Below are 19,419 nucleotides of genomic sequence, written 5' to 3'. Positions count from 1 at the left end.
ACTTCCCTGGACCGTGCCGACCCGGCGGCCATGGCGATCGCCGCGATCCAGGCCGTGTTCGACTGGCACCCCGAGCGCGGGGAACCCGGCCCAGAGATCGCAGGACAGCGAGCCGCGCCGCTGTTCACACCGCGCGCGGCCGCGCAGTACCAGCCGTATCCGATTCCCCGCCCCACCTGGCAGGAATGGATGGACGAGCACGCGAAGATCACCGCGGCCACGACGATCAGTACTGAGGAGCATCCCGCCGATACCGGGGTGAGCTGGCGTCGTAAGGCCGCTACGACGCTGACGATCACCGCATCGGGGAAAGTCCCGGCCACGTTGACCGTAGTAAGTCTCGTTACCGAGCAGAAGCAACCCCAATGGACGATTACAACACTCGTTCATCTTGAGTAATAGCGGTGCCGACTCGGATCGCCGCGTCCCGCGGATGCGCGGGCCCGTCACCGATTCTCCACCGTACTCACGGTCTATCACCGGTGATGGCTCTGCGTGCTAAATCCCTGTGATCTGCGGCTCGCTGGTTCAGATGGGAACTCGCTTTCCAGCTCCGATTAGGAGCATGAAGGTGTGATGGATGTCATAGATCTTCTTGTTCACCGATCAGGCAGCGGGCTCGGTGGCGGCCAGTGCAACGCCAGGCCCGCGTGGGCTTGAAACGCTGCACAGTTGTCGGCGCGGTCGTCGATCAGCAGCGCATCGGCGAATCTCAGCCCCGCTTGTTTGAGCCAGGGTCCGAAGAATCGTTGGGGGTCTTGTGATTTCAGTACGCCGAGATCGCTCGAGCTGAGTAGGTCGTCGAAAACGGTGGCGGACGAGACCAGTGTGGGTGTCGTCTGGTCCTGACGCCGCGGGGTGTGGGTGTGGGTGCGGATGGCGCTGGCGAAGGCGTCGATGTTGTCGGTGGCCAGCACCACGAGGGCGTCCGAGCGGGCCTGCGTCAGAGTTCTCAGCAGGTCGGGCGCGACCGGCATACGCCCGATGTCTTCGGACAGGACGGTCAGCAACTGTTCGACATCGAGGGTTGTGTGGCTGGCCGCCAGATCGGTGACGATCGTGCGGGAGCTGCGTACGCCACACATCCACTCCCGGCCTTCGGCGTTGCCGTTGGTGAAGAGCGTTTCGAGGTGGCGGCTGAGGATCGCTTGATGAGGGTGTGCGGGGTCGTCGATGATGCTGTGCCAGTACGGTTTCCGGCATAGCACCCCATGCCAGTCGCAGAAGATCACCCGGGGCGGCGCTGCGTCCCGGGTGATCGGCCACGCTTGTGTCACGGCCGGTACAGGTCCGCGGCGAGGTCGCGGGGAAGCCGGTCGGCGGTGAGGAGCTCGTCGAGGATCCCGTGCTCGGTGACGTAGCGGTCGATGAGCGCGCGCAGCACCTCGTCGCCGTGTTCTGACAGGTGCACTCCGTCGCTCCACATACTGGGTGCGCCGGCCAGCGGTTGGGTTGGTGCGGTGGGAGACCAGCCCAGGCAGGTGGCGCCGAACACGATCTCGTCCCAGACGTCGAGGAAGTGCGCGCCGTAGTCGTCGGCGGCACGGTGCGCCCGCTGATTGTAGGCGGCGATGTCGGCGTTCGCGGGCGGCACGGTGATGCCCGGCTCCCATCCGATGGGCGGCTCCCCGACGACCAGGACCCGGCGGGCGCGGCTGCTCAAGATCTCCAGTGCTGCACGGAGATTGGCGTGGAATTCCTCGATTGCGACCGCTTCGCTCAGGCGCTGCTGGTAGCCGCGCCAGACGTCGTTGATCCCGGCGCCGAGCACGGCCAGGTCCCACCGCTGGTCCTCCTGGTCGGTGGCGGTGCGGATGATCGAGAGGATGTCGCGGCTGGTCGCGCCGCCTTCGCCTCGGTTGTCGGAAGTGAGGGTTATCCACGGGTAGCGGGCGCGCCAGGTGGTGAGCAGGCCGTGGACGTAGCCGCGGTTGCGCCATTCGGTGACTTCGATGGTGTCGCCGATGGCGGGCAGGTCGGCTTGGGTCGCCAACTGCGGGTTGTGGGCTTCGTAGTGCTCCATCAGGCTGGTACCGAACCAGCCGATCCGCAGTTCGGGCCGAGGTTGGGTGGGGTCCAGCGGGCCGGGGTGGCGGGCGGTGACGCGGGCCGGTATCCCCAGGACGGTCGTGTTGGGCGGCACGGACGCGGTGACGACGGCGTTCGCGCCGACGCGCGTGTTCTGGCCGATGGTGACCCCGGCGGTGACGCTGACGTGGGCCGAGACGATCGCTCCGGCTTCGATCGTGATGGGCGCGACCTCGAAGCCGCTGGCCCACGGGGTGATCGGGGTGTCGGAGGTAATGAGCTGGTGGGTGCGGGCGAGGTGGTTGTGGTCGTGGAGGTCGACCATGTTGGAGATGCCCGCGCCGCGGTGAATGCTGATGCGGTTCATCGCGGACACGACGACGTTCTCGCCGATGGCGACGTCGTCGCCGATCTCGATGCGGCCGCCGGTGTTGGCTTGCAGGGTGGTGCCCCGGCGGATGCTGACGCGGTCGCCGAGGGTGATGGTGGCGCCGGGGTCGATGAGGAATTCGACGGTGTCAGCGATATCGCATCCGGTGCCGATGTGCACGGCGTCGCCGTGCAGGGCCCGGATTCGGTCGATCACGGTGTTCGTGTCGGTGGAAGTCACAGCGCTCATGATCCTTGGTCGCAGGGCAGGGGCGGGATTACGGGGTGTCCGGGGCGGGCAGGTCGACGAGGTAGTCCCCGATAGCGAGGGCGTCCAAGCCCAAACGGACGGCGCTGGCCAGTGCGTCGCCCGGGGAGCCGACGATGGGTTCGCCGGGTCCGTTGAACGAGGTGTTCAGCACGACCGCGTGCCCGATTTCGGCGGCGGCCGCCCGCAGCAGCCGCGCGTACGCGGGTTGGATTGCCGGGTCGACCCGCTGGGGTCGTAGTGTGCCGTCGACGTGCACGACGCCGGGGAGGTGCTGGCGTGCGGCGTCGGTGGCGTCGTGGGCGACGATCATGAATTCGGCGGGGGCATCCGGGCTGGTGGTCCACGGCCGGAGATTGAGCATGGACGGGGCCAGCGGCCGCCACATCTCCCGGCGCTTGATGTCGCGGTTGATGCGGTCACGCAGCGTGGTGCTGCGCGGATCGGCCAGGATGCTGCGGGCTCCCAGGGCGCGGGGCCCGGATTCCGCGCGGCCCTGGAACCAGCCGATCACCTGCCCGGCCGCGATCCGAGCGGCTGCGGCGACGGCGATGTCTCCGGATGTGCTGTAGCGGGCTCCGCTCGCGTGCAGAGCGGCTTCGATCGCGGAGTTGTCGTATTCGGGGCCGAGCAGAGCGTGGGATTGGCGTGGACCCGGCACGGTGAAATCGCCTCGGCGGCGGGAACATTCGAGGGCGGCGCCGAGCGCGCATCCGGCGTCGCTGGCGGCGGGCTGCACGAACAGGTCCGCGACTGCTGCTGTGCGGGCGAGGATTCCATTGCTGGTGCAGTTGAGCGCGACGCCGCCGGCCAGGCACAGCGTCGGTGCACTGGTGAGGTCGATCGCACTCGTCGCCAGGGCGAGCATGCAGCGCTGCAACACCGCTTGCACCGACGCGGCCAGATCGGCGCTCGCGCTGTGTTCGAGAGGATCCGCGCCGGGTGCGCGGGCGGGAACACCGGCGTCGGTGAACGCCTTGCCGTAGGCGGCTTTCAGGTTCTGGTAGTAGCTGAAGTCGGTGTAGCGGCGGGCCTGTGCGGTGCCCGGAGTGGGTGGTAGGCCGTAGCGGGTGAGGTCGAGGTGGTAGCCATCCTGGGTGAGGTGTAGGAAGGGCAGGTCGATGCGGGGGTGGCCGTAGGCGGCCAGGCCCATGAGCTTTCCGGCGTGGGTCCAGTCGCCGAGCCCGATATGGGTGGTGGCGTTCTGATACATCCAGCCCAGCGACTGGGTGAACGGGAACTGGCGCATCAGCCGCAGCCCTGCCGGGGTGCCGTGGTGGATGCTGGTGGACACCCCGTCACCGGAGCCGTCGACCACCACCACGGCGGCGTCGGTGACACCGGCGGGATAGAAGGCGCTCGCAGCGTGCGCGAGATGATGGCCGATCACAGTGAGCGCTCGCGGGCCGCCCGCCGCGCGGGCATCGGGGCCGAGGAGTTCGGCGATCAGCTCGTCGTCACCGATATGGTCACAGTGGTTGGGCCAGTATGGGTTCCACGCCACCGCCACCTCGTCGACGTCGGGCCAGTCTATGCCTGCCTGGTGCAGGCACCAGGCCGCGGCATGGGCGGCGCTGCGGGAGTCACGATGATGCTTGATGCGGGAGAACCGCTCTTCTTCGGCGAAGGCGAGTACCTGACCGTCGCCGACCAGGCAGGCCGAGGCGTCATGGTGGTAGGGGCCGCCGAGGCCGAGCACATATCCCATCGCTCAGACCTTTCTGCGGGCTGCGGGACGGTGGGTGCGGGCGCGCACCGCGGTGTGGACGTCGGTCACGGCGATGGTGTCCATGCATCCTCCGGCGCCACCGCAGGTGACCTGGTGCGCGCACGGCGCGCACGCGATGCGGGCTCGTAGCGCGGTGACGTTGTCGGCGTGCTTGGGGATCACCTCGGCGGGGTTGCTGGGTCCGAACAGTGTCACGACCGGGGTGTTGTGGGCCAGGGCGAGGTGAAAGCCCAGGCTGTCTCCGGTCACCATGGCCGCGCAGAATTCGGGGACCGCCGCGAATTCGGCCAGCGGCATCGGGTGGTGGCACACCCGGTCCGGTTCTGGGTCGAGATCGCGTAGCAGTTGGTGACAGAGGCGGGCGTCGGCGGGGCCTCCGGTGATGACCAGCCGGTACCCGTCGTCGAGCAGGCGGCGGCCCAGGGCACTCCAGGATCCGGCGGGCCAGAGCTTGGTGGGTTTGGAGCCGCCCACGTTCAGGCACACCCAATCGGTGTGATGCCCGAGAAGGGTGCCGACGCGGGCGCGGGCCTCCTCGGGCACCTGCAGCTGATAGGGCTCCCCGGCATAGGTGTAGCCGGCGACCTCGAAGTACAGCTCGGTCCAGGTCTTGGTGTTGCCGTGGGTCCGGTACTGGTTCCAGGTGTTCATGGCGAAGAAGTGCCGGGCCGGCTCGCCGATCGGATACAGCGTGGAATGCGGTCCGCCGTAGGCCAGGCCCGCGCGGTGGGTGGCGGCCAGGCGCGAGACGAGTCCTGCTGCTGCGGGGTCGCGTTCGAAGCTGTAGATCGCGTCGAATCGTTCGGCGGCCAGGATGTGCGGGGCCTGCCAGTCCCACACCAGGACGCGGTCGACGTCGGAGATCATCTCCACGATGGGTGCGGATTCCGCGCCGACGAGCCAGGTGATGTGCGCGCCGGGGTGATCGGCCTTGATCCGGGCAGGCAGCGGGGAGGCAATCAGCATGTCGCCCATCCGCTTGAGCATCACGATCAGAACCCGGTGCGAGACCGGACTGTAGTGCGGGCATCCCGGGCAGGCCCGCCAGTGGTGGCATGGCAGTCCGCCGACGAAGTGACGGCAGTCCTCCCGCCACGCGAACCCCTTGGTGGACAACGGAATCGGAGGGAACGATGGAATGGGCAGATCGGTGGTCATGCCACGCTCAATTCCGGGCGGTCGGACGCCTGCAGGGACCTCGCGAGAGCGGCGGTGTCACACCGATCTTGCGGAGGGATCAGGCGGTCGCGCAGCGCGTTGACCTGTGTGGTGACCGCAGCCGGTGCTGCGCCGTGCAGCAGTTGCGCCATGACCGCGGCTAGCGCGGTGGTGCCGTCGCGGTCCAGGCCCCACCGGGTGAGTTCCTGCACCCCGAGGCGCAGGCCCGGTTCGGGCAGACCGGGGATGTCGATGGCGTTGACGACGATTCCCGCGTCGTAGAGCCGGTGGGCGGCGATGGCGGCGGGGCAGACGGGCGCGATGTCCACCCAGACTTGGTGTGAGGCGGTGGCGCCGCGCTCGTCGGCGCACACGGTGATTCCGTTGTCGGCCAACGCGGTCGCGAGGTGGGACGCGTTGGCCAGGACTGCGGTGGCGTAGTCGCGGGCGTGCTGCCCCATCCACGCTGTCGACAGCGCGAGTGCCGCGAGGTCGGCGGGGTGGTGGTGAGAGATCCATCCGGCGGCGTGGGTGTCGAAGCGAGCGGCCAGCGCGGGATCGTTGGTTGCGACGACGCCTTTGCCGACCGGGCCGGGCCAGGTCTTGTGGACGCTGCCGCCGAGGCTGTCCGCGCCCTCGGACAGGGGGTCCTGGAACTGGCCGCCGGCGATCAGCCCGAGGGGATGCGAGCCGTCGTAGTGGATGAGCGCCGAGTCGCCGACCGCCGCGCGAATTCCGGTGAGATCGACCGGGAATCGGGCCATGAACGCATCCAGGTACACCACCACCGGCCCGGCGGTGCGGGCTTGTCGTGCCAGTGCATCGAGGTCGATCGTCAACGTCCGGGTGTCGACGGGAAGCGGCTGCCAGTCCAGCCCGAAGCGTCGGGTGACGAACGCGGTCGAGCCGTGACCACCGACGGTTTCGTCGATGCTCAGCACTGTCGGTCGCCCTCCCGCGTGCTCGGCCAGCGCAGACAGTGCGATGGTCATCGCCGACAGCCCTGAAATGGGTTTGAGGTTTACGTGCCGGGCACCGAGCAGCGCGCCGACCGCGGTTGCGGTCTCGGCTTCGAGGTCGAGGAGGGTTTCGCGGCCCGGCCAGGCCCAATTCTGTTGTCCGGGTGCGCCGAAGGCGTAGCGGGCCAGTGTTCCAGCAAGCATGTACGGCATGCGTGCATCGGAGTCGAGCGGGTTTTCGCTGGGGATCAGATGCAGTCGCTGGGAGTCGGCGACTTCGAAGCGGGCGAGTTGTTCGAGGATGTCGAAGGTGTTCATGCGCGGGTGACCTGTCGGTGGATGCGGGCATGGACCGGCCCTGTGGGCGTGCGCACCGGCTGGTAGCGCGCGACCGTGGGCCGTTGGCTGGTGAGCAGGTCGATACGGTGGTCGGCCAGGACTGCCGCCGCGGCGAGCAGCGTGATCGCTTCAGCAAACCCCCGCCCGGCACAGGAGTGCGCACCCCGGCCGAATGCAAGTAGCGCAGCGGTGCGGCGCGGGCCCTGCGGTCCGGTGAACCGGTGGGGCGCAAATGCTTCGGGGTCGCCGCCCCACAGTTCCGAGAGCAGCCCGGTAGCCGGAGCACTGTAGGCGACATGCCATCCTGCCGGGATCGTGTAGCCCGCCACCGGCACCTCGCAGGTGGCGATGCGGGTGGCCGTCGTGTTGGGGGTGTGCAGACGAAGGCATTCGGCGAGCACGGCCCGCAAGGTAGGAACCGCGCCGCGGTGAACCGCACCAGCGGGGTCCGCGAGCAAGGCCCGCGCATCCTCGCCTACGGCGGTGGTGAGCTGGTCATCGAGCGCGCATTCGATCAGCAGCCAGGTGAGCAGGCTGGCCGTGGTCTCCCGGGCGGCGATCAACAGCGCGAGCAGGTGATCGACCACGTCACCGGCGGGCGCGCGGCCCGAATACGCCAGCATGGACACCACCGACGGTGATTCGGCGGTCCGGGAGCGAACCACGCACGACCGCAACAGCTCTCGGAGTTCGACGGCCGCATGGAGCGCGTCGGCGTAGAGGGGATTGGCGCTGGGAGCCTCGGCAGGTAATTCAGTCCCGGCGACGAACCGGTCGAACAGGCCGGGGATCAGCAGCGCGGCCGGATCGCCGGTGCGCAGGCCCAGGATGGCCGATACGCAGACGTCCATGGTGAACGTGCGGGCCACCTGGTAGAGCTGCACGCACGGCTGGGTTGCCCATTCTGTGACGTGATGGCGGGCGGTGGCCGCGACTGCAGGCAGGTACGCGGTGATCGCCTCGCGGCCGAGCCCGCCGGCCAGGAAGGTGCGGGTGGCGGTGTGCTCGCGGCCGCGCAAGGTGAATACCGAGCGTCGGAACAGCCCACGGACGCCCTCGGTGTTATGGATCGCCAGGCTGGCGGGTTCCTGAGTGAACAGCTCACGCACCGCGCGCGGGCCGATGCAGAACGCTGTCGGCGGGTCGTCGGCCGACAGGCCGGACAGGGCGAATGGTCGGCCGTGGTGACGGTGGTGGGTGTCGGCGAGGAAGCGCGGCAAGTCGCGCGGGACCGCTTCGGTCAGGATGGGTGGGGCGCTCACGCGGCGCCCTCGCAGGTGTCGAGCACGGCCAGGGTGCGCGCGAGGATGGTGTGCTCGTCGAGCGCGGCCGGTGCCAGCGGTGGGCGGCAGCCGCAGCCGGTAGGCAGGTCGGTGAGGTCGCCGCTGATGCTGTAGGAGACCAGGCCGGCCACGATGTCGTCGGCACAAGCCGGGCACGAGTCGGGGTAGACCGAGTCGAAGTCGGTGCCGCGCATGTTGATACAGGCCACCCGCACTGCGGTGTTGGTGTGCGCGCCCCGCACCGCGTCCAGGACCGTCCACAAGTTCGGCGCGGTGTAGTGACCGTGCTGGTACAGCCACCAGGCCACGGTGTTCGGCGCCAGCCGGGTCGGGCACAGCGTCACCTGCTCGATGCCGAGATCGGCGAGGTAGGCGGTGGAGTCCAGAACATCGGTGACCGCTTCAGCGTCGGTCAGGAACGGTGGCTTGATCATCAGGTAGACCTTCGGCACCACCCCCAGACCGTTCATGACCGTCAGCGCGGATTCGAACTGGTCCTGTGTAATTCGGGTGTTGACCAGGGTCTCGCGGATCAGCCGGTGCGCGGACTGCAAGCCGATGCCGACCTCGAGCTGCACGTCGCCGAGCGCATCGACGAACGGGCTCAAGGTGCCGGCGGTGAGGAACCCCGGCAGCGATTCCACGACCAGACGCCGCACGCCGGTGGCCGCGACCTGACCGGCGATGTCGAGTTGCACATCGACCGGCACCTCCCGAGGGGCGAAGAACGAGCCGTCGTTGTAGAGCGCGAGGGTGGAGTAGTCCGGTTCCTGACTGGTGCGCGCGAGCACGGTGGCGACCTGCTCGCGCAATCCCTCACCGCTCGTACCAGGTAACCCGTAGTTGTTGTAGTTGGTGAACGGGCACATCGTGCAGGTCGGCACGCTGCACCCGCCGGAGGTGAGGATGACCTTCTTGCGGCCGTGCACGACGCCGGCGCCGTCGCGGATGCTGTCGTAGTCGACGAACCGCGGCTTTGCCAGGTGCGCGGTCGAGGTGACCTGCCGCAACGACCGCGATAGCGCAGTGATCCGGTGCCGCAACGCCTTTTCGGTGGCGCTGACGGTGGTCGACGAGGTGGGATAGGTGGTCAACGGTGATCAACCTCCGGTCGCAGGGGCGAGAACTGGGGCAGTGGCAGCGGGTGAGTCGGCACGGGCCCGCTCGTACAGGTCGTGGGCGTAGGCGCGGATCAGCGACATGGTCACCGGCTCCAGACCTGGCAGGGCCGTTCGCAGCGCCTGCATGTCCGCGCAGGTCCAGTACTGGTAGCGGTCGCGGACCGGGTTCGAGATCGACTCCATCGCAATCGGCTGTGCGGCCCATTCGGTGCACCAGCCCAGAAGCATCTCGAATCGGACCGGTATCCCTGACCCGAGGTTGTAGATCCCGGTGACGTGCGGTACGCCCAGCAGCCCGATGACCGTGTCGGTCAGTACCTGCACCGGCAGGTAATCGCGTGCGGCGGTGAGCGAATCGTCGAACAGTCGTACCGGCCGCCCGGTCGCGGCCGCAGTCAGGATCTGCGACAAGATCGAGGCCATCGGGCCTTTCGTATCCTCCCCAGGCCCGAAGACATTGGTGTAGCGCAGCCCGACACAGTTCAGGCCGAACACCGCCGCCCGGCGGGCCAGCTCATGCTCCATAGCCAGCTTGGACCGCGCATACGGATTCAACGGACCTGGCCGGTCCGTCTCGACCGAGTAATGCCCTTGGGGCACAACGCCATACACGCTGCCAGAGGATGCATACACCAGCCGAGTGCCTGAGACCTCGCAGGCCCGGGCGATGCGCAACGGCATGGTCTGGTTCGTGCGGTGCAGCCGCGAGTCGTCGGCCGCGAGGGTGTCGGTGATCGCCGCGTTGTGCACGACCGCGCCGAATTCCCCTGCCCGGATCCGCGCCAGCACCGCCCGATCATCGGCCGAGCACCGCAGCCACTCCCATGCCACCGGGCTACGCGGGGCCAGCAGATCGACCCCCGTGACGACCCGATCGGCCGCGTGCAGGGCCGCCGCGGTGTGGGAGCCGATGAACCCAGAGGCTCCGGTGACCAGCACGGTGTCCGTCATGACCGCACCGTCTGACCGGACGCCGCCCGCGCGATCAACTCGGAGGTGGACACCCCCTCCTGGTACGGGCCGAGCACGACCACACCGCCATGACGTTCCACCACCGCCCGCTCCGGCATGGCGGTGTGACCGTAGTCTCCGCCCTTGACCCAGATATCAGGGCGCAACACCTCGAGCACGTCGGCGGGGGTGTCCTGATCGAAGATAACCACCGCATCGACGCAGTCGAAGGCCGACAGCATCGCTGCGCGCTGCGCTTCGGGCACCAGCGGTCGTCCCTGGCCCTTGAGCCGCGTTACCGAGGAATCGGAGTTGAGCAGCACGATCAGGCAATCCCCCAGGGAGCGCGCAGCCTGCAGGAGTTGGCGGTGCCCGTCGTGCAGGATGTCGAAGCAGCCGCCGGTCGCCACGACACGGCCTCCGCCGCCGCGGACCCGATCCGCCAATCCGAGCCCGTCCACCACGCGCGGCCGCTGTGTAGAAGGGCACGGAACCAGGTACCCGGCAACATAATCCGAGGCTCCGGTGACGGCGTGTTGCACCGCGGTCGACGGCACCTTCTTGTCCATCAGGCCCTTGATCAGCAGCACCGCCAGCATGTCCCCGGCTCCGCAAGTATCGCCATGGGATTCGCGGCGCGGCGCGGGAACAGTGTGCGCAGGCTCGGTGTCGTCACCGACCAGAACCGCGCCGTCCGGACCGCGGGTGACCACCACATACCCGGCTTGCCAGCGTGCACGCAGCGCACGGGCGCGGCGCACATCGGCCTCGACGCCGGTCTCTGTCACGGGCACGGCGGCCAGGGCGAGTGCCTCGTCCTGATTCGGCACCAGCACGCGCACGCCCGGCACCGGTGCCGCGCCCCGCCGATGTGGATCCCACACCACCGGCACCCGCGCCGCTGCCACAGCGAGCAGCTCCCGCATCCGCGGCTGATCGGCGACACCGCGGCCGTAGTCGGCCACCAGCACACCGTCGGCAGCGGCCAGCGCTGCGCGGGCCTCGACAGGCGGATCGCCCACGGCGGCAACCGGTCCGGTGTCATCGACTCGCAACAGCGTCTGCCCCCGCGCTCGCAGCCGCATCTTCACCGGGGTAGTCCCGGCAGTCGGCAGGCCCGCCACCCTCACCCCGGCCGCAGTGAGGTCGGCGCGGATCTTCTCAGCGTGCTCGTCGGGACCGAGCGCCGCGACGAGGGTGACATCCCAACCCTCGGCAGCAGCGAACATCGCGGCCAGTCCGGCGCCGCCGGGCCGCCACCGCTGCTCCTGAGCGGTCAGTACCGGCACCGGCGCCTCCGGCGAGACACCGGTGACCTCACCGACCCAGTCGCAGTCGGCCAGAACATCACCCACGATCACCAGCCGCCGGCGTAGCTCCCGGGAAAGCAACGCTGCGCGGGCCACCCCGAGACCGCGCAGCCCGTCCGCGACCGCGGCGGGCTCCGGCATCACCCGCGTGAGAACGTCATCGAGTGCCGCGCACATCTCGTGCATCAGAAGCAGGTGGCACTCCTGAATCGTGGAGGTCGCCGCGGCGGCCACCGTCACCACGTCCTGGCAGCAGGTTGCCAGCGGGCTGTCGGCGGCACCGGTCAACCCCCAGACCGTCACACCCATCTCCCGCGCTGCCGCCGCGGCGGCGAGTACGTTGGGACTGGCGCCGGAGGTCGAGATCGCCAGCAGCACATCACCGGAACGCGCGTGCGCGCGGACCTGCCGGGCGAACACCTGCTCGTAGCCGTAGTCATTGCCCAGCGCGGTCAGCGTCGCTGTATCGGCGGTCAACGCCAACGCGGGCAACGGAACACGATCCTTCCCGAACTTGCCGACCAGCTCGGCTGCCAGATGTTGGGCTTGCCCGGCGGAGCCACCGTTGCCGACGATCAACAGACGCGACCCGCAGGGAAGCCGCTCAGCCAGTTGCCGCCCCCACCCTTGCACCTGCCCGAATGCCGTGCTTCCGTCGAACGCGGCGGTCAACGCCGCGATGCGATCAGGCAGGGGTTCGGGTAGTTCGTACTCGGTTCCCATCAGTGAACCTCCTTGATAGTCATTGGCTTTCGTGTCCGTGGGTGATAGCGGCCGATGAATCACCTCCGAGCCCGAAGAACTCATCGGAATCGGCGACCGCGGTCCGCGGAACAAGCGACCACACCTCCCGCAGCCGGACTACGGCATCGCTCACCGTCGCCGATCGAGCACAGGGCGTATCGGCTGGAATCACCGGTTACCCCCTGCCTGTCTCACCGGATCCATCATCGGGCCGAACCGGTTGCCACGGAGGACAATTCGCCGATCCGGCCCACTATCGGCCCGGCCCGACGCAGATCGGGCCGCGCGACGAATGGCGCCGCCGGGAGATCCCCGACAGTGGCCGCGAGCCCGAGGATCACCGGTACGGCGAACAGCCACAATGCCCACAGTCTCCGCGCAGTCGTGAAGTAACGGGTGTCGGCCATCAGCGTTGAACTCGAACGGTCGCAGCGTGCAGCGTTTCGATGTCTGCGCACTGGCCGACGTCGCTGTGCAACTCCACCATGTACCCGACGACGCGCACCTCCCTCAACCGCCAGATCGCAGGCCAACGCCTGCGGAAGTCCACCACCGTGCAGGGCAACGGCTTACCGATCACCCGACGCGGCGTCGGCCAGTCCGACCCCTTCGCATCCGGGCCGTACAACAAATCACCTACCTGCACCATGACGGGCGGCACGATCAAGACGGGCATCGAGTAACCTCATTCAGTCGAGAGTTGTTGGTAGACAATGAAACTCGACAATCGGAGTGTGTCATCAGATGACGCGGTAACCTGGACGGCGCGCATCCAATTTGCGGGGTCCTACCTTGCGCCGGGCGTGCGGTTTCCATTTGCCGAACTCTTGGCGCAACTTCATTGCGTTCGCAGTCGTCAAATCGGTTTCGTACTGCACGCCATCGATTGAGAAGCGCACTGTTTCCGCCGCTTCCGAAATGCCATCTCGGTCGTCGACCAGACTGATTGTCGTCTTTTTCACGACAATTCCCCTTCATTTTCAGGTTCCTTCTGAGCAGCGCGTATCACGATCCGCCGCCCAGGGCTTTCGTCTTCCAGTTCTCGCGATCTGCTACCTCGATGACCCCGCCTCTGTGAGAGCATCCGGCCCCTGCTCGTCGCCGTCCGGGATGCATGAGAACGCCTCATGCTCTGGGCCTTCGAGCGCAGCCCGCGGCCTGCGGAAGATCCCCGCCAGCTGCAGCCCGCTCATCAGCACAAGCGCGCCCAACTCCGCGAGCGCGAATATCTTCCAGAACATATTGACCTATCTACCTTTCCTTTGTTGGCTCACAAATTCAGTACCTGTGCGGATTGAGGGCGCGCAGCCGCGCCTCATAGTCCGGATCCGGTGCTCCTGGTGTGTGCTTGCCGGTCGAGACGTCCAGGTATCCCCAAGCGCCTTCCACGCCGGGGCCGCAGATCATCAGCGATAGTGTCCGGCCGGGCTCGTGGACTTCCGGTATCTCGTGATATTCCCACCCCTCTACGGTGTTGAGCTCTCCGGTGCGGTGCTCGATCCCGAGGAGTTCGCGTACCGGCGGTGTACCGCTGGTGGCGGTTTCGGTGCGTTCATAGCGGTTCTCGGTGTATCCGCCGGTTAGCAACCGGGACTCGAAACGCCACGGATGTGAATGCGGGCGTGGCTTCTGGCCGCCGCGTATATCCGGCAGTTCCCATTTGTTTACCCACACATTCGCGCTGAGCGACAGTTCGGCCTTATAGCAGTTGCCGTCCTGGTCCGGGTTCAGCCACCATCTGGCTGGATTCACAAACTGCGTCCAGCTCAGCGGTCCGAGTTCGGGCACGTAGGCTGCAACACCTGCGGCTGTGGCCTCGTACATCGTCTCGTCGACAACTAGACCGGGGACGATCTCGATGGTGACCATGACTTCCCTTCTGCATCAACTACTTTGGCATCCATCGCCGGGGCGTCGCGCCGATCTCGGCGCGGCAAGTTCACGGCCATGGGTCAGACTCCCTGCGAATCCCGCACGCGGATCGGTGGCAGCGCGTCCACAGCGGCACGATGTGCGGCTCGTGCACGAACGTTGCCGCCGCCTCTGCGTCGGCCTTGCACGCACGTCGGTTGTCGGAATGCAGTCGCGTCACCGCGGATACCGCGGCGAGCTGCTCGTGGTGTTCGTGTTGCGTTCGGCGGCGAGTTGGTTGCGGAGCCGGTCACGGTCGGCGCGTAGTGCCTCGTTTTCGGCGACGAGTTCTAGCATTGAACAGCCAGAATGTGCACACCACCTGCAGCGATCGCGTCCGGGCCTGTTTGGGCCGGAGATCTCTTATGCCGCTGGGCATTACATCCACCGGTTATCCCTCTCTCATCCGTCTTGGCATTGGGCATGGTCCTCATGCGTACCTCTGGTGTGGGCTCGTGATGTCGGTTGCGTCATCCAGCGGGTTGTATGTGGGAGCGATGTCGGGGCTTTGGGTGATGCGGCCCAGCCGGTGCCCCGGCAGGTCGTACACCGCAGAAACGGGCCCCAAGTGCCGCCCTTGCCCTTGCAGTCAGGACATCGGGCTGGGGCTATCACGTGGCACCCCCTACCCCCGTGAAATGCGCCGCGCCTGAACGTGAATGATCAAGGTGTTCAATGGATTTCATGTGATTCTGGTGCCAGCTCACGGCCATGGGTCGGACTCCTGGCGAACCCCGCACCCTGATGCGCGGCAATGCGTCCAGAACGGCACTATATGCGGCTCGTGTAGGTACGTCGCTGCCGCTTCCGCGTCTTCGCGGCTCGCGTACGGGCCCCACACTCCGCTCGGACACGCCAGCTCTTCGTGAGAAGGGCACGTCCCCGCCGTGGTCACAACCGCCCACCGCGAGCGAGATTCGGGTGGATCGCCATGGTGCGTCAAGCTTGAACGCCGGGGCGTGACGTACCGCGTCCATGCTGTCCACCTCCGCCACGAGCGATCGGGGAAACTACTCATCGCGCTCCTTTTCCTGACGGCCACGCGCTCGGCTTCCATCCGTTCCCGGAGTCGATTCCAGCCGGCGTCCCCATCGAGACCGGGATCTGTTCGGGCGTAACAGCTTTCAAGAGCCCGGAAGAAATCGTGCACGGTTATCGTCTGCGGCAGTCCCGTATGGCCGATTGGGCCACCGGCTGGCGCTGGCATATCGACCGGGCCCGGGGCGCTCATCGCGCCCCACAGGTATCCGATGACGCAGACCTGCCGGCCCCGCCCTGGTGATCCTCTCGCGGCGCGGGGTCGCGCGGGTCTGCCGCGCCTGCGGCGCGGCGGCACACTGCGACGGCTTGCGGCCCTTTCTGTGGACTGCGATCGACCTCGAACTCGACACGTTCGCCGGTGAGCAGGCTCTTGTGGCCGAGCCGTCCCATGATGTTGGAATGGTGCACGAACAAGTCCGGCGCGTCGGGATCGGTTTGGGCGATGAAGCCGATGCCCTTCTTGTCGTCGAACCATTTCACGAAGCCGATCGGCATTCTCGAGGCTCTCCTGTCTGTCATGCCGGCGCCGTCCTCTCGGAAGGGCCTTGGGGCAGCACGCGTTCCTCAGCGACCGTGATCAGGTCGGCAATTAGCCGGATTTCGCGGTCGAGTCCGTCGACGTGTTGTAGGTCGGGCACGATGATGGCCGCCCCGGGCTTGTCTTGTAGCGCCCGGACGATCGTTGTCAGCGGCCATTCGTTGTCCGGGTCGAGTTCGACGAGTTGCTCGTCGACGTCGTAGCCGAGGTCCTGGCCGAGTCGGCGCATGTCGCTCTCGTCGTTGTCACGGCGAATCTCGATGCATAGACACGGAATTGCGATCATTCGCTGTCTCCTGTCCGGTGAGAAGCGCCGACGGTGTTCGTGACGATGTGCAGCCGCTGCTGCTGAGGATCGGTGAGGGGAGGAACCAGGAGAGTAGGCATCCCAACCTCGACCGCCATACCGTCACGCGAGGCGCGGTCGCCGACCATCAGGGTCCGCCCTGCATCGGTGCCCAGCAGTCGTAGCGCCAGCCGGAAAATGGCAGGATCAGGCTTCTGGACTCCGTGCTCGCCCGACAATACGAACGCATCGATCGAATCGAGCAGTTGAGCCTCAGCGAACACGGGTCGTATATCGAAATGGATGTTACTGAGAATGCCTATCTTGCAACCTATTTCGGTCAGTGAGGACATGGTGGCGGCGGCATCGACGGCGAAGGTGTTGTAGAGCGGGTCCGAGTCCACCGCGAACAAGGCATCCGCGAGGTCACAGTCCAATCCGGCGTCGGCGAACACCGTGTAGTAGGTCTCCCGATGCTTGTCGTAACTGGTATTGCCGTCCGCCGACTTGAGGCGGCTCGGTTGCCCGGCCGCTGCGCTGATTTTATCCAGCAGGGTGGCCACGGCCTGCTCGTCATGAGGGCGATCGGTCCTGCTCAACGCCTCGTAGGCCCAGTCCTCAGGGGTGAGCTCGTACGCGAGTGTGCCGCGCCAGTCGAAAACGACCGCGTCAAAGGTCTTTCGGGTCACTTGGTGGGATATCCATTCTCATGCAGGGGATTTCGACCGATACTTAGGTGAGTGGATGTGGCGTCGGGCAGTCCGGATCCGATCCGGCGTTGCGGATCATCGGCCCGTTGCGTCCAGTCCCGGCCGGCGCCGCCGAGCGGTGCCTAACCTCATCGACTCCCCTCTTTCGCATCCGTTCCCGGTGCGTCGGCAGGTGCTGCGGCCAGCAGCAGCGCCACCGTCTCGCCCTGCTGCGGGCGGTAACCCCGGCCCGGGTCCTCGGCGCTGGCCATCAAAGCTGCCAGCGGCATCGCCCCTTCGATGGATACGCGATATCCGCACCGCCGCAGCAGCCCAGCGGCCTGGTCGATGTCACTGGCTTCGACCGTCACCGACTCCACGTGTATCGGGCGACCGTTCGAGATCACGCCCGGGAATGCCGTCGGCTCGGTGATCGACGAGAGTTGTTGCACGGCAGCCGGAATCGGTGTCCCGTGAGCTGTGGCCAGCACGGTCTTGATCCGGTGGTAGTTCGCGGCCGCGACGGTGCCGGTCACCAGCGCGTCGTCTTCCGCGGCGATGATCACCGTGTCGAGTCCGCGTACCAGGCTGTTGATGCAGCGCACCCATGTCCCGGCGCCTGCGGCGATCATCTGATCCGTCGGGTCCACCTGCAGCGCCCCGACAGTGTCGGCGTAGGCGGCGCATTCGGTGATGGCATCGCCGACGGCCACTGCCTGCACGGTGACGCGGTGACCGCGCAATGCCTCGAGGACTCCGTCCGGGAACGGTGGCACGAACAATCTCGCCCGCACGCCGACCTGCTGTGCCGCCCAGCACCAGGCCGTCGCCGCCGACTCGGTGTAGGCCACCACCGCGATCCCCTCACCGGGCAAACCGACGGTTTTCCGGCGTGACCGCAGGTACCACACGGCGCCGCGGGCCCGGTACGACCCGGTCCATTGATCAAGCTCGCGGGCCAGGACCACCCGGCACCCGATCGTGCTGGACGGAGTGAGGCTGGCCAAGTCGCTGTGATAGAGCGGGCGGATAACGCTGGCGATGCCGTTCCATGCGTCCACGACGTGTGGGTGCCAGCCGATGCCGTCGGTCACGAGAGTCCCCCCACTGGCTCGTGTATCGAGTTCGTGAATCCGGCATGGTCGGCGCCGAGGTGTCGGTCCTGGACCACGAGAAGATCGGTTGGCAGATGCCGAGTCATGCTGCTCCCGTCAGTGCGTGTGGTGTGGCCGAGGGCGACGGGCTGGGTGGTCCGGACAGCAGTACTGCGATCGACTCGTGCGACTGAGGTCGGTAACAGCGGCCCGGCTCCTGCACCGGGGTCATCAACGCCGCCAGTGCCATCGCGGCCTCCTCGTTGACTACAAGACCGCGCCTGCGCAGCATCCGGGCGGCCGCCGCGACATCGGCGGCCGCCACCTTCACCGACTCCAGGCGAACACCACGGCCATCGGATGCCATGCCCGGGAACCGTCGCTCGTCGGCCAGAACCTGTTGCGCAGCAAGAGGAATCGGTTCCTCCTGAGATGTGACGAGCACGGTCTTGAGGCCGTGGTGGTGCGCAGTGGCCACCGTGCCCAGCAGCAGCCCGTCGGTGCCTCCGGCGATGATCACGGTGCTCAAACTTGGCGTCAGACGGTAGATGTCGCGGACCCACGTCCCGGCGGCCGCCGCGATCAACGGATCGTCCGGATCGGGCACCAACGCCCGTACCGCCCTGGCATAGGCATCGCGCCAGGCGCCGGGATCGCCGTCGGTCACGACCTTCACCGTGACACCGTCACCGCACATCGGTCTGAGCGCGGCGGCGGGCACCGGGGAGGCAACCAGCATCGCCGGAGTCCGGGCGGTCTTGGCCGCCCACGCCCACGCCGCGGCCATCGGTACGCAGTCCGCGGCCACGGCGATCCCTTCGCGCGGCAGGGCGCCGGCCTTGCGCATGGCCCGTAAATAGGACAGGGCACCGCGGGCGCGGAACGATCCCGCGTGCTGGTGCTCCTCGTGCGCGAGCACGACCCGAGCACCGATCGTGCTGGGCAAGGCTGCGGTGTTCAACTCGGTGGAGCACAGGGGTGCGATGTCACCGGCGATGTTGTGCCAGGCGTTGACGATGTCCGGATGCCAGCTGATCTCCTCAACACCCATTGCGGCCTCCCGCAGGCTGTGTCAGGGCCCGGACCACCTCGGCATAGGTCGGCAGCTCGGTCTGGTCCGGCAGTCCGCACTTCCAGTGCCGTAGATGTCGGCCCGGTGTCGGGAGCGCAAGCTCCGCTCCCGGGCCCACAGCCGTAACGTGTGTCCGGAGTATCTGCAATTCCAGCTGGGGCAGATCGTCCGACTCGGCCGGAGGCTGGGTCAGGAACATCCAGCGCTCGGTGCTTCCGATGGTGACGATCGGCAGGTCCCGATTACGCAGGGCCTCATAAGCTTTCGTACCGAGGTCGGCAGGACCTATCACCGCCCGGATGCGGTGTGCGCGCACAGTCAGCGAACGCGTGCGGTCGTCGTACCAGGTGTATCCGTACAGGGACCGGTACAGTCGGCACCTTGCACGGAAATCGTCGGTGACAGCCGGATCCGGGCGGGTGGGTAGAACGTCGATAGACATGGGATTCCTCTGAATTCGAAACACTATGGTGTGCAAGGAGAATCAAGGGGTCCGGCCCGGCGCGGTGCGGGTGCACCGGGAGAGTGA

Annotated in this window: 20 protein-coding genes; 1 reads left to right on the top strand and 19 read right to left on the bottom strand. The window is 67.3% G+C overall.

The features are described from left to right. The first annotated feature begins 30 nt into the window (after positions 1-30). Complete coding sequence (locus ABH933_RS06335) at positions 31-399, top strand: hypothetical protein (RefSeq protein WP_429454984.1); 369 nt, start codon at positions 31-33, stop codon at positions 397-399. 200 nt (positions 400-599) lie between these two features. Here the strand turns inward: ABH933_RS06335 and ABH933_RS06330 are convergent, their stop codons facing one another. The 19 genes from ABH933_RS06330 to ABH933_RS06240 form a co-directional block, all read right to left on the bottom strand. Beyond that, a complete protein-coding gene (locus tag ABH933_RS06330; RefSeq protein ID WP_429454983.1) occupies positions 600-1,277 on the bottom strand; it encodes a hypothetical protein in 678 nt (225 codons plus the stop codon). After that, positions 1,274-2,638, bottom strand: coding sequence for a GDSL-type esterase/lipase family protein (locus ABH933_RS06325; RefSeq protein WP_429454982.1), 1,365 nt, complete (start codon positions 2,636-2,638; stop codon positions 1,274-1,276). Before ABH933_RS06325 ends, ABH933_RS06330 begins: the two co-directional genes overlap by 4 nt. 37 nt (positions 2,639-2,675) lie before the next feature. Next, positions 2,676-4,373 (bottom strand): carbamoyltransferase family protein, encoded by a 1,698-nt coding sequence (locus ABH933_RS06320; RefSeq protein WP_429454981.1) that lies wholly within the window; start codon positions 4,371-4,373, stop codon positions 2,676-2,678. A 3-nt stretch (positions 4,374-4,376) separates the two neighbouring features. Next, complete coding sequence (locus ABH933_RS06315) at positions 4,377-5,552, bottom strand: glycosyltransferase family 9 protein (protein WP_429454980.1); 1,176 nt, start codon at positions 5,550-5,552, stop codon at positions 4,377-4,379. Further along, positions 5,549-6,829, bottom strand: coding sequence for a hypothetical protein (locus ABH933_RS06310; protein WP_429454979.1), 1,281 nt, complete (start codon positions 6,827-6,829; stop codon positions 5,549-5,551). The genes ABH933_RS06315 and ABH933_RS06310 overlap by 4 nt, the downstream gene beginning before the upstream one ends. Next, the gene (locus ABH933_RS06305) at positions 6,826-8,112 is read right to left on the bottom strand and encodes a cytochrome P450 (protein ID WP_429454978.1); all 1,287 of its coding nucleotides are present in this window, start codon (positions 8,110-8,112) and stop codon (positions 6,826-6,828) included. The genes ABH933_RS06310 and ABH933_RS06305 overlap by 4 nt, the downstream gene beginning before the upstream one ends. Next, positions 8,109-9,227, bottom strand: coding sequence for a hypothetical protein (locus tag ABH933_RS06300; protein WP_429454977.1), 1,119 nt, complete (start codon positions 9,225-9,227; stop codon positions 8,109-8,111). The genes ABH933_RS06305 and ABH933_RS06300 overlap by 4 nt, the downstream gene beginning before the upstream one ends. Before the next feature lie 6 nt (positions 9,228-9,233). Then, entirely contained in the window at positions 9,234-10,205 is a 972-nt protein-coding gene (locus ABH933_RS06295; protein ID WP_429454976.1) for an NAD-dependent epimerase/dehydratase family protein, read from the bottom strand. Continuing rightward, the gene (locus ABH933_RS06290; RefSeq protein ID WP_429454975.1) at positions 10,202-12,238 is read right to left on the bottom strand and encodes a PfkB family carbohydrate kinase; all 2,037 of its coding nucleotides are present in this window, start codon (positions 12,236-12,238) and stop codon (positions 10,202-10,204) included. The genes ABH933_RS06295 and ABH933_RS06290 overlap by 4 nt, the downstream gene beginning before the upstream one ends. A gap of 427 nt (positions 12,239-12,665) precedes the next feature. Then, complete coding sequence (locus ABH933_RS06285) at positions 12,666-12,935, bottom strand: hypothetical protein (RefSeq protein WP_429454974.1); 270 nt, start codon at positions 12,933-12,935, stop codon at positions 12,666-12,668. Between the two features lie 64 nt (positions 12,936-12,999). Continuing rightward, positions 13,000-13,221 (bottom strand): Lsr2 dimerization domain-containing protein, encoded by a 222-nt coding sequence (locus tag ABH933_RS06280; protein WP_429454973.1) that lies wholly within the window; start codon positions 13,219-13,221, stop codon positions 13,000-13,002. 90 nt (positions 13,222-13,311) lie between these two features. Beyond that, positions 13,312-13,500, bottom strand: coding sequence for a hypothetical protein (locus ABH933_RS06275; RefSeq protein ID WP_429454972.1), 189 nt, complete (start codon positions 13,498-13,500; stop codon positions 13,312-13,314). Positions 13,501-13,537: 37 nt separating this feature from the next. Continuing rightward, a complete protein-coding gene (locus ABH933_RS06270; protein ID WP_429454971.1) occupies positions 13,538-14,128 on the bottom strand; it encodes a hypothetical protein in 591 nt (196 codons plus the stop codon). Between the two features lie 1,269 nt (positions 14,129-15,397). Further along, on the bottom strand, positions 15,398-15,706 hold the full coding sequence (locus tag ABH933_RS06265) for a cold-shock protein (RefSeq protein ID WP_429454970.1): 309 nt from the start codon (positions 15,704-15,706) through the stop codon (positions 15,398-15,400). A 20-nt stretch (positions 15,707-15,726) separates the two neighbouring features. Beyond that, positions 15,727-16,035: a hypothetical protein gene (locus tag ABH933_RS06260; protein WP_429454969.1), complete on the bottom strand. Its 309-nt coding sequence runs from the start codon at positions 16,033-16,035 to the stop codon at positions 15,727-15,729. After that, entirely contained in the window at positions 16,032-16,724 is a 693-nt protein-coding gene (locus ABH933_RS06255; RefSeq protein ID WP_429454968.1) for an HAD family hydrolase, read from the bottom strand. The genes ABH933_RS06260 and ABH933_RS06255 overlap by 4 nt, the downstream gene beginning before the upstream one ends. Before the next feature lie 149 nt (positions 16,725-16,873). Beyond that, positions 16,874-17,818 carry a pyridoxal-phosphate dependent enzyme gene (locus ABH933_RS06250; RefSeq protein ID WP_429454967.1) on the bottom strand — a complete coding sequence of 315 codons (945 nt, stop codon included), beginning with the start codon at positions 17,816-17,818 and terminating at the stop codon, positions 16,874-16,876. A gap of 103 nt (positions 17,819-17,921) precedes the next feature. Further along, a complete protein-coding gene (locus ABH933_RS06245) occupies positions 17,922-18,869 on the bottom strand; it encodes a pyridoxal-phosphate dependent enzyme (RefSeq protein ID WP_429454966.1) in 948 nt (315 codons plus the stop codon). After that, the gene (locus ABH933_RS06240) at positions 18,859-19,332 is read right to left on the bottom strand and encodes a hypothetical protein (protein ID WP_429454965.1); all 474 of its coding nucleotides are present in this window, start codon (positions 19,330-19,332) and stop codon (positions 18,859-18,861) included. Before ABH933_RS06240 ends, ABH933_RS06245 begins: the two co-directional genes overlap by 11 nt. Positions 19,333-19,419: the final 87 nt, after the last annotated feature.

This window comes from Nocardia sp. GP40 (genome assembly GCF_050434125.1).
Classification (GTDB): Bacteria; Actinomycetota; Actinomycetes; order Mycobacteriales; family Mycobacteriaceae; genus Nocardia; species Nocardia albiluteola.
The sequence above is the reverse complement of the archived record's forward strand: the minus strand, read 5'-3'. Positions and strand labels throughout refer to the sequence as shown.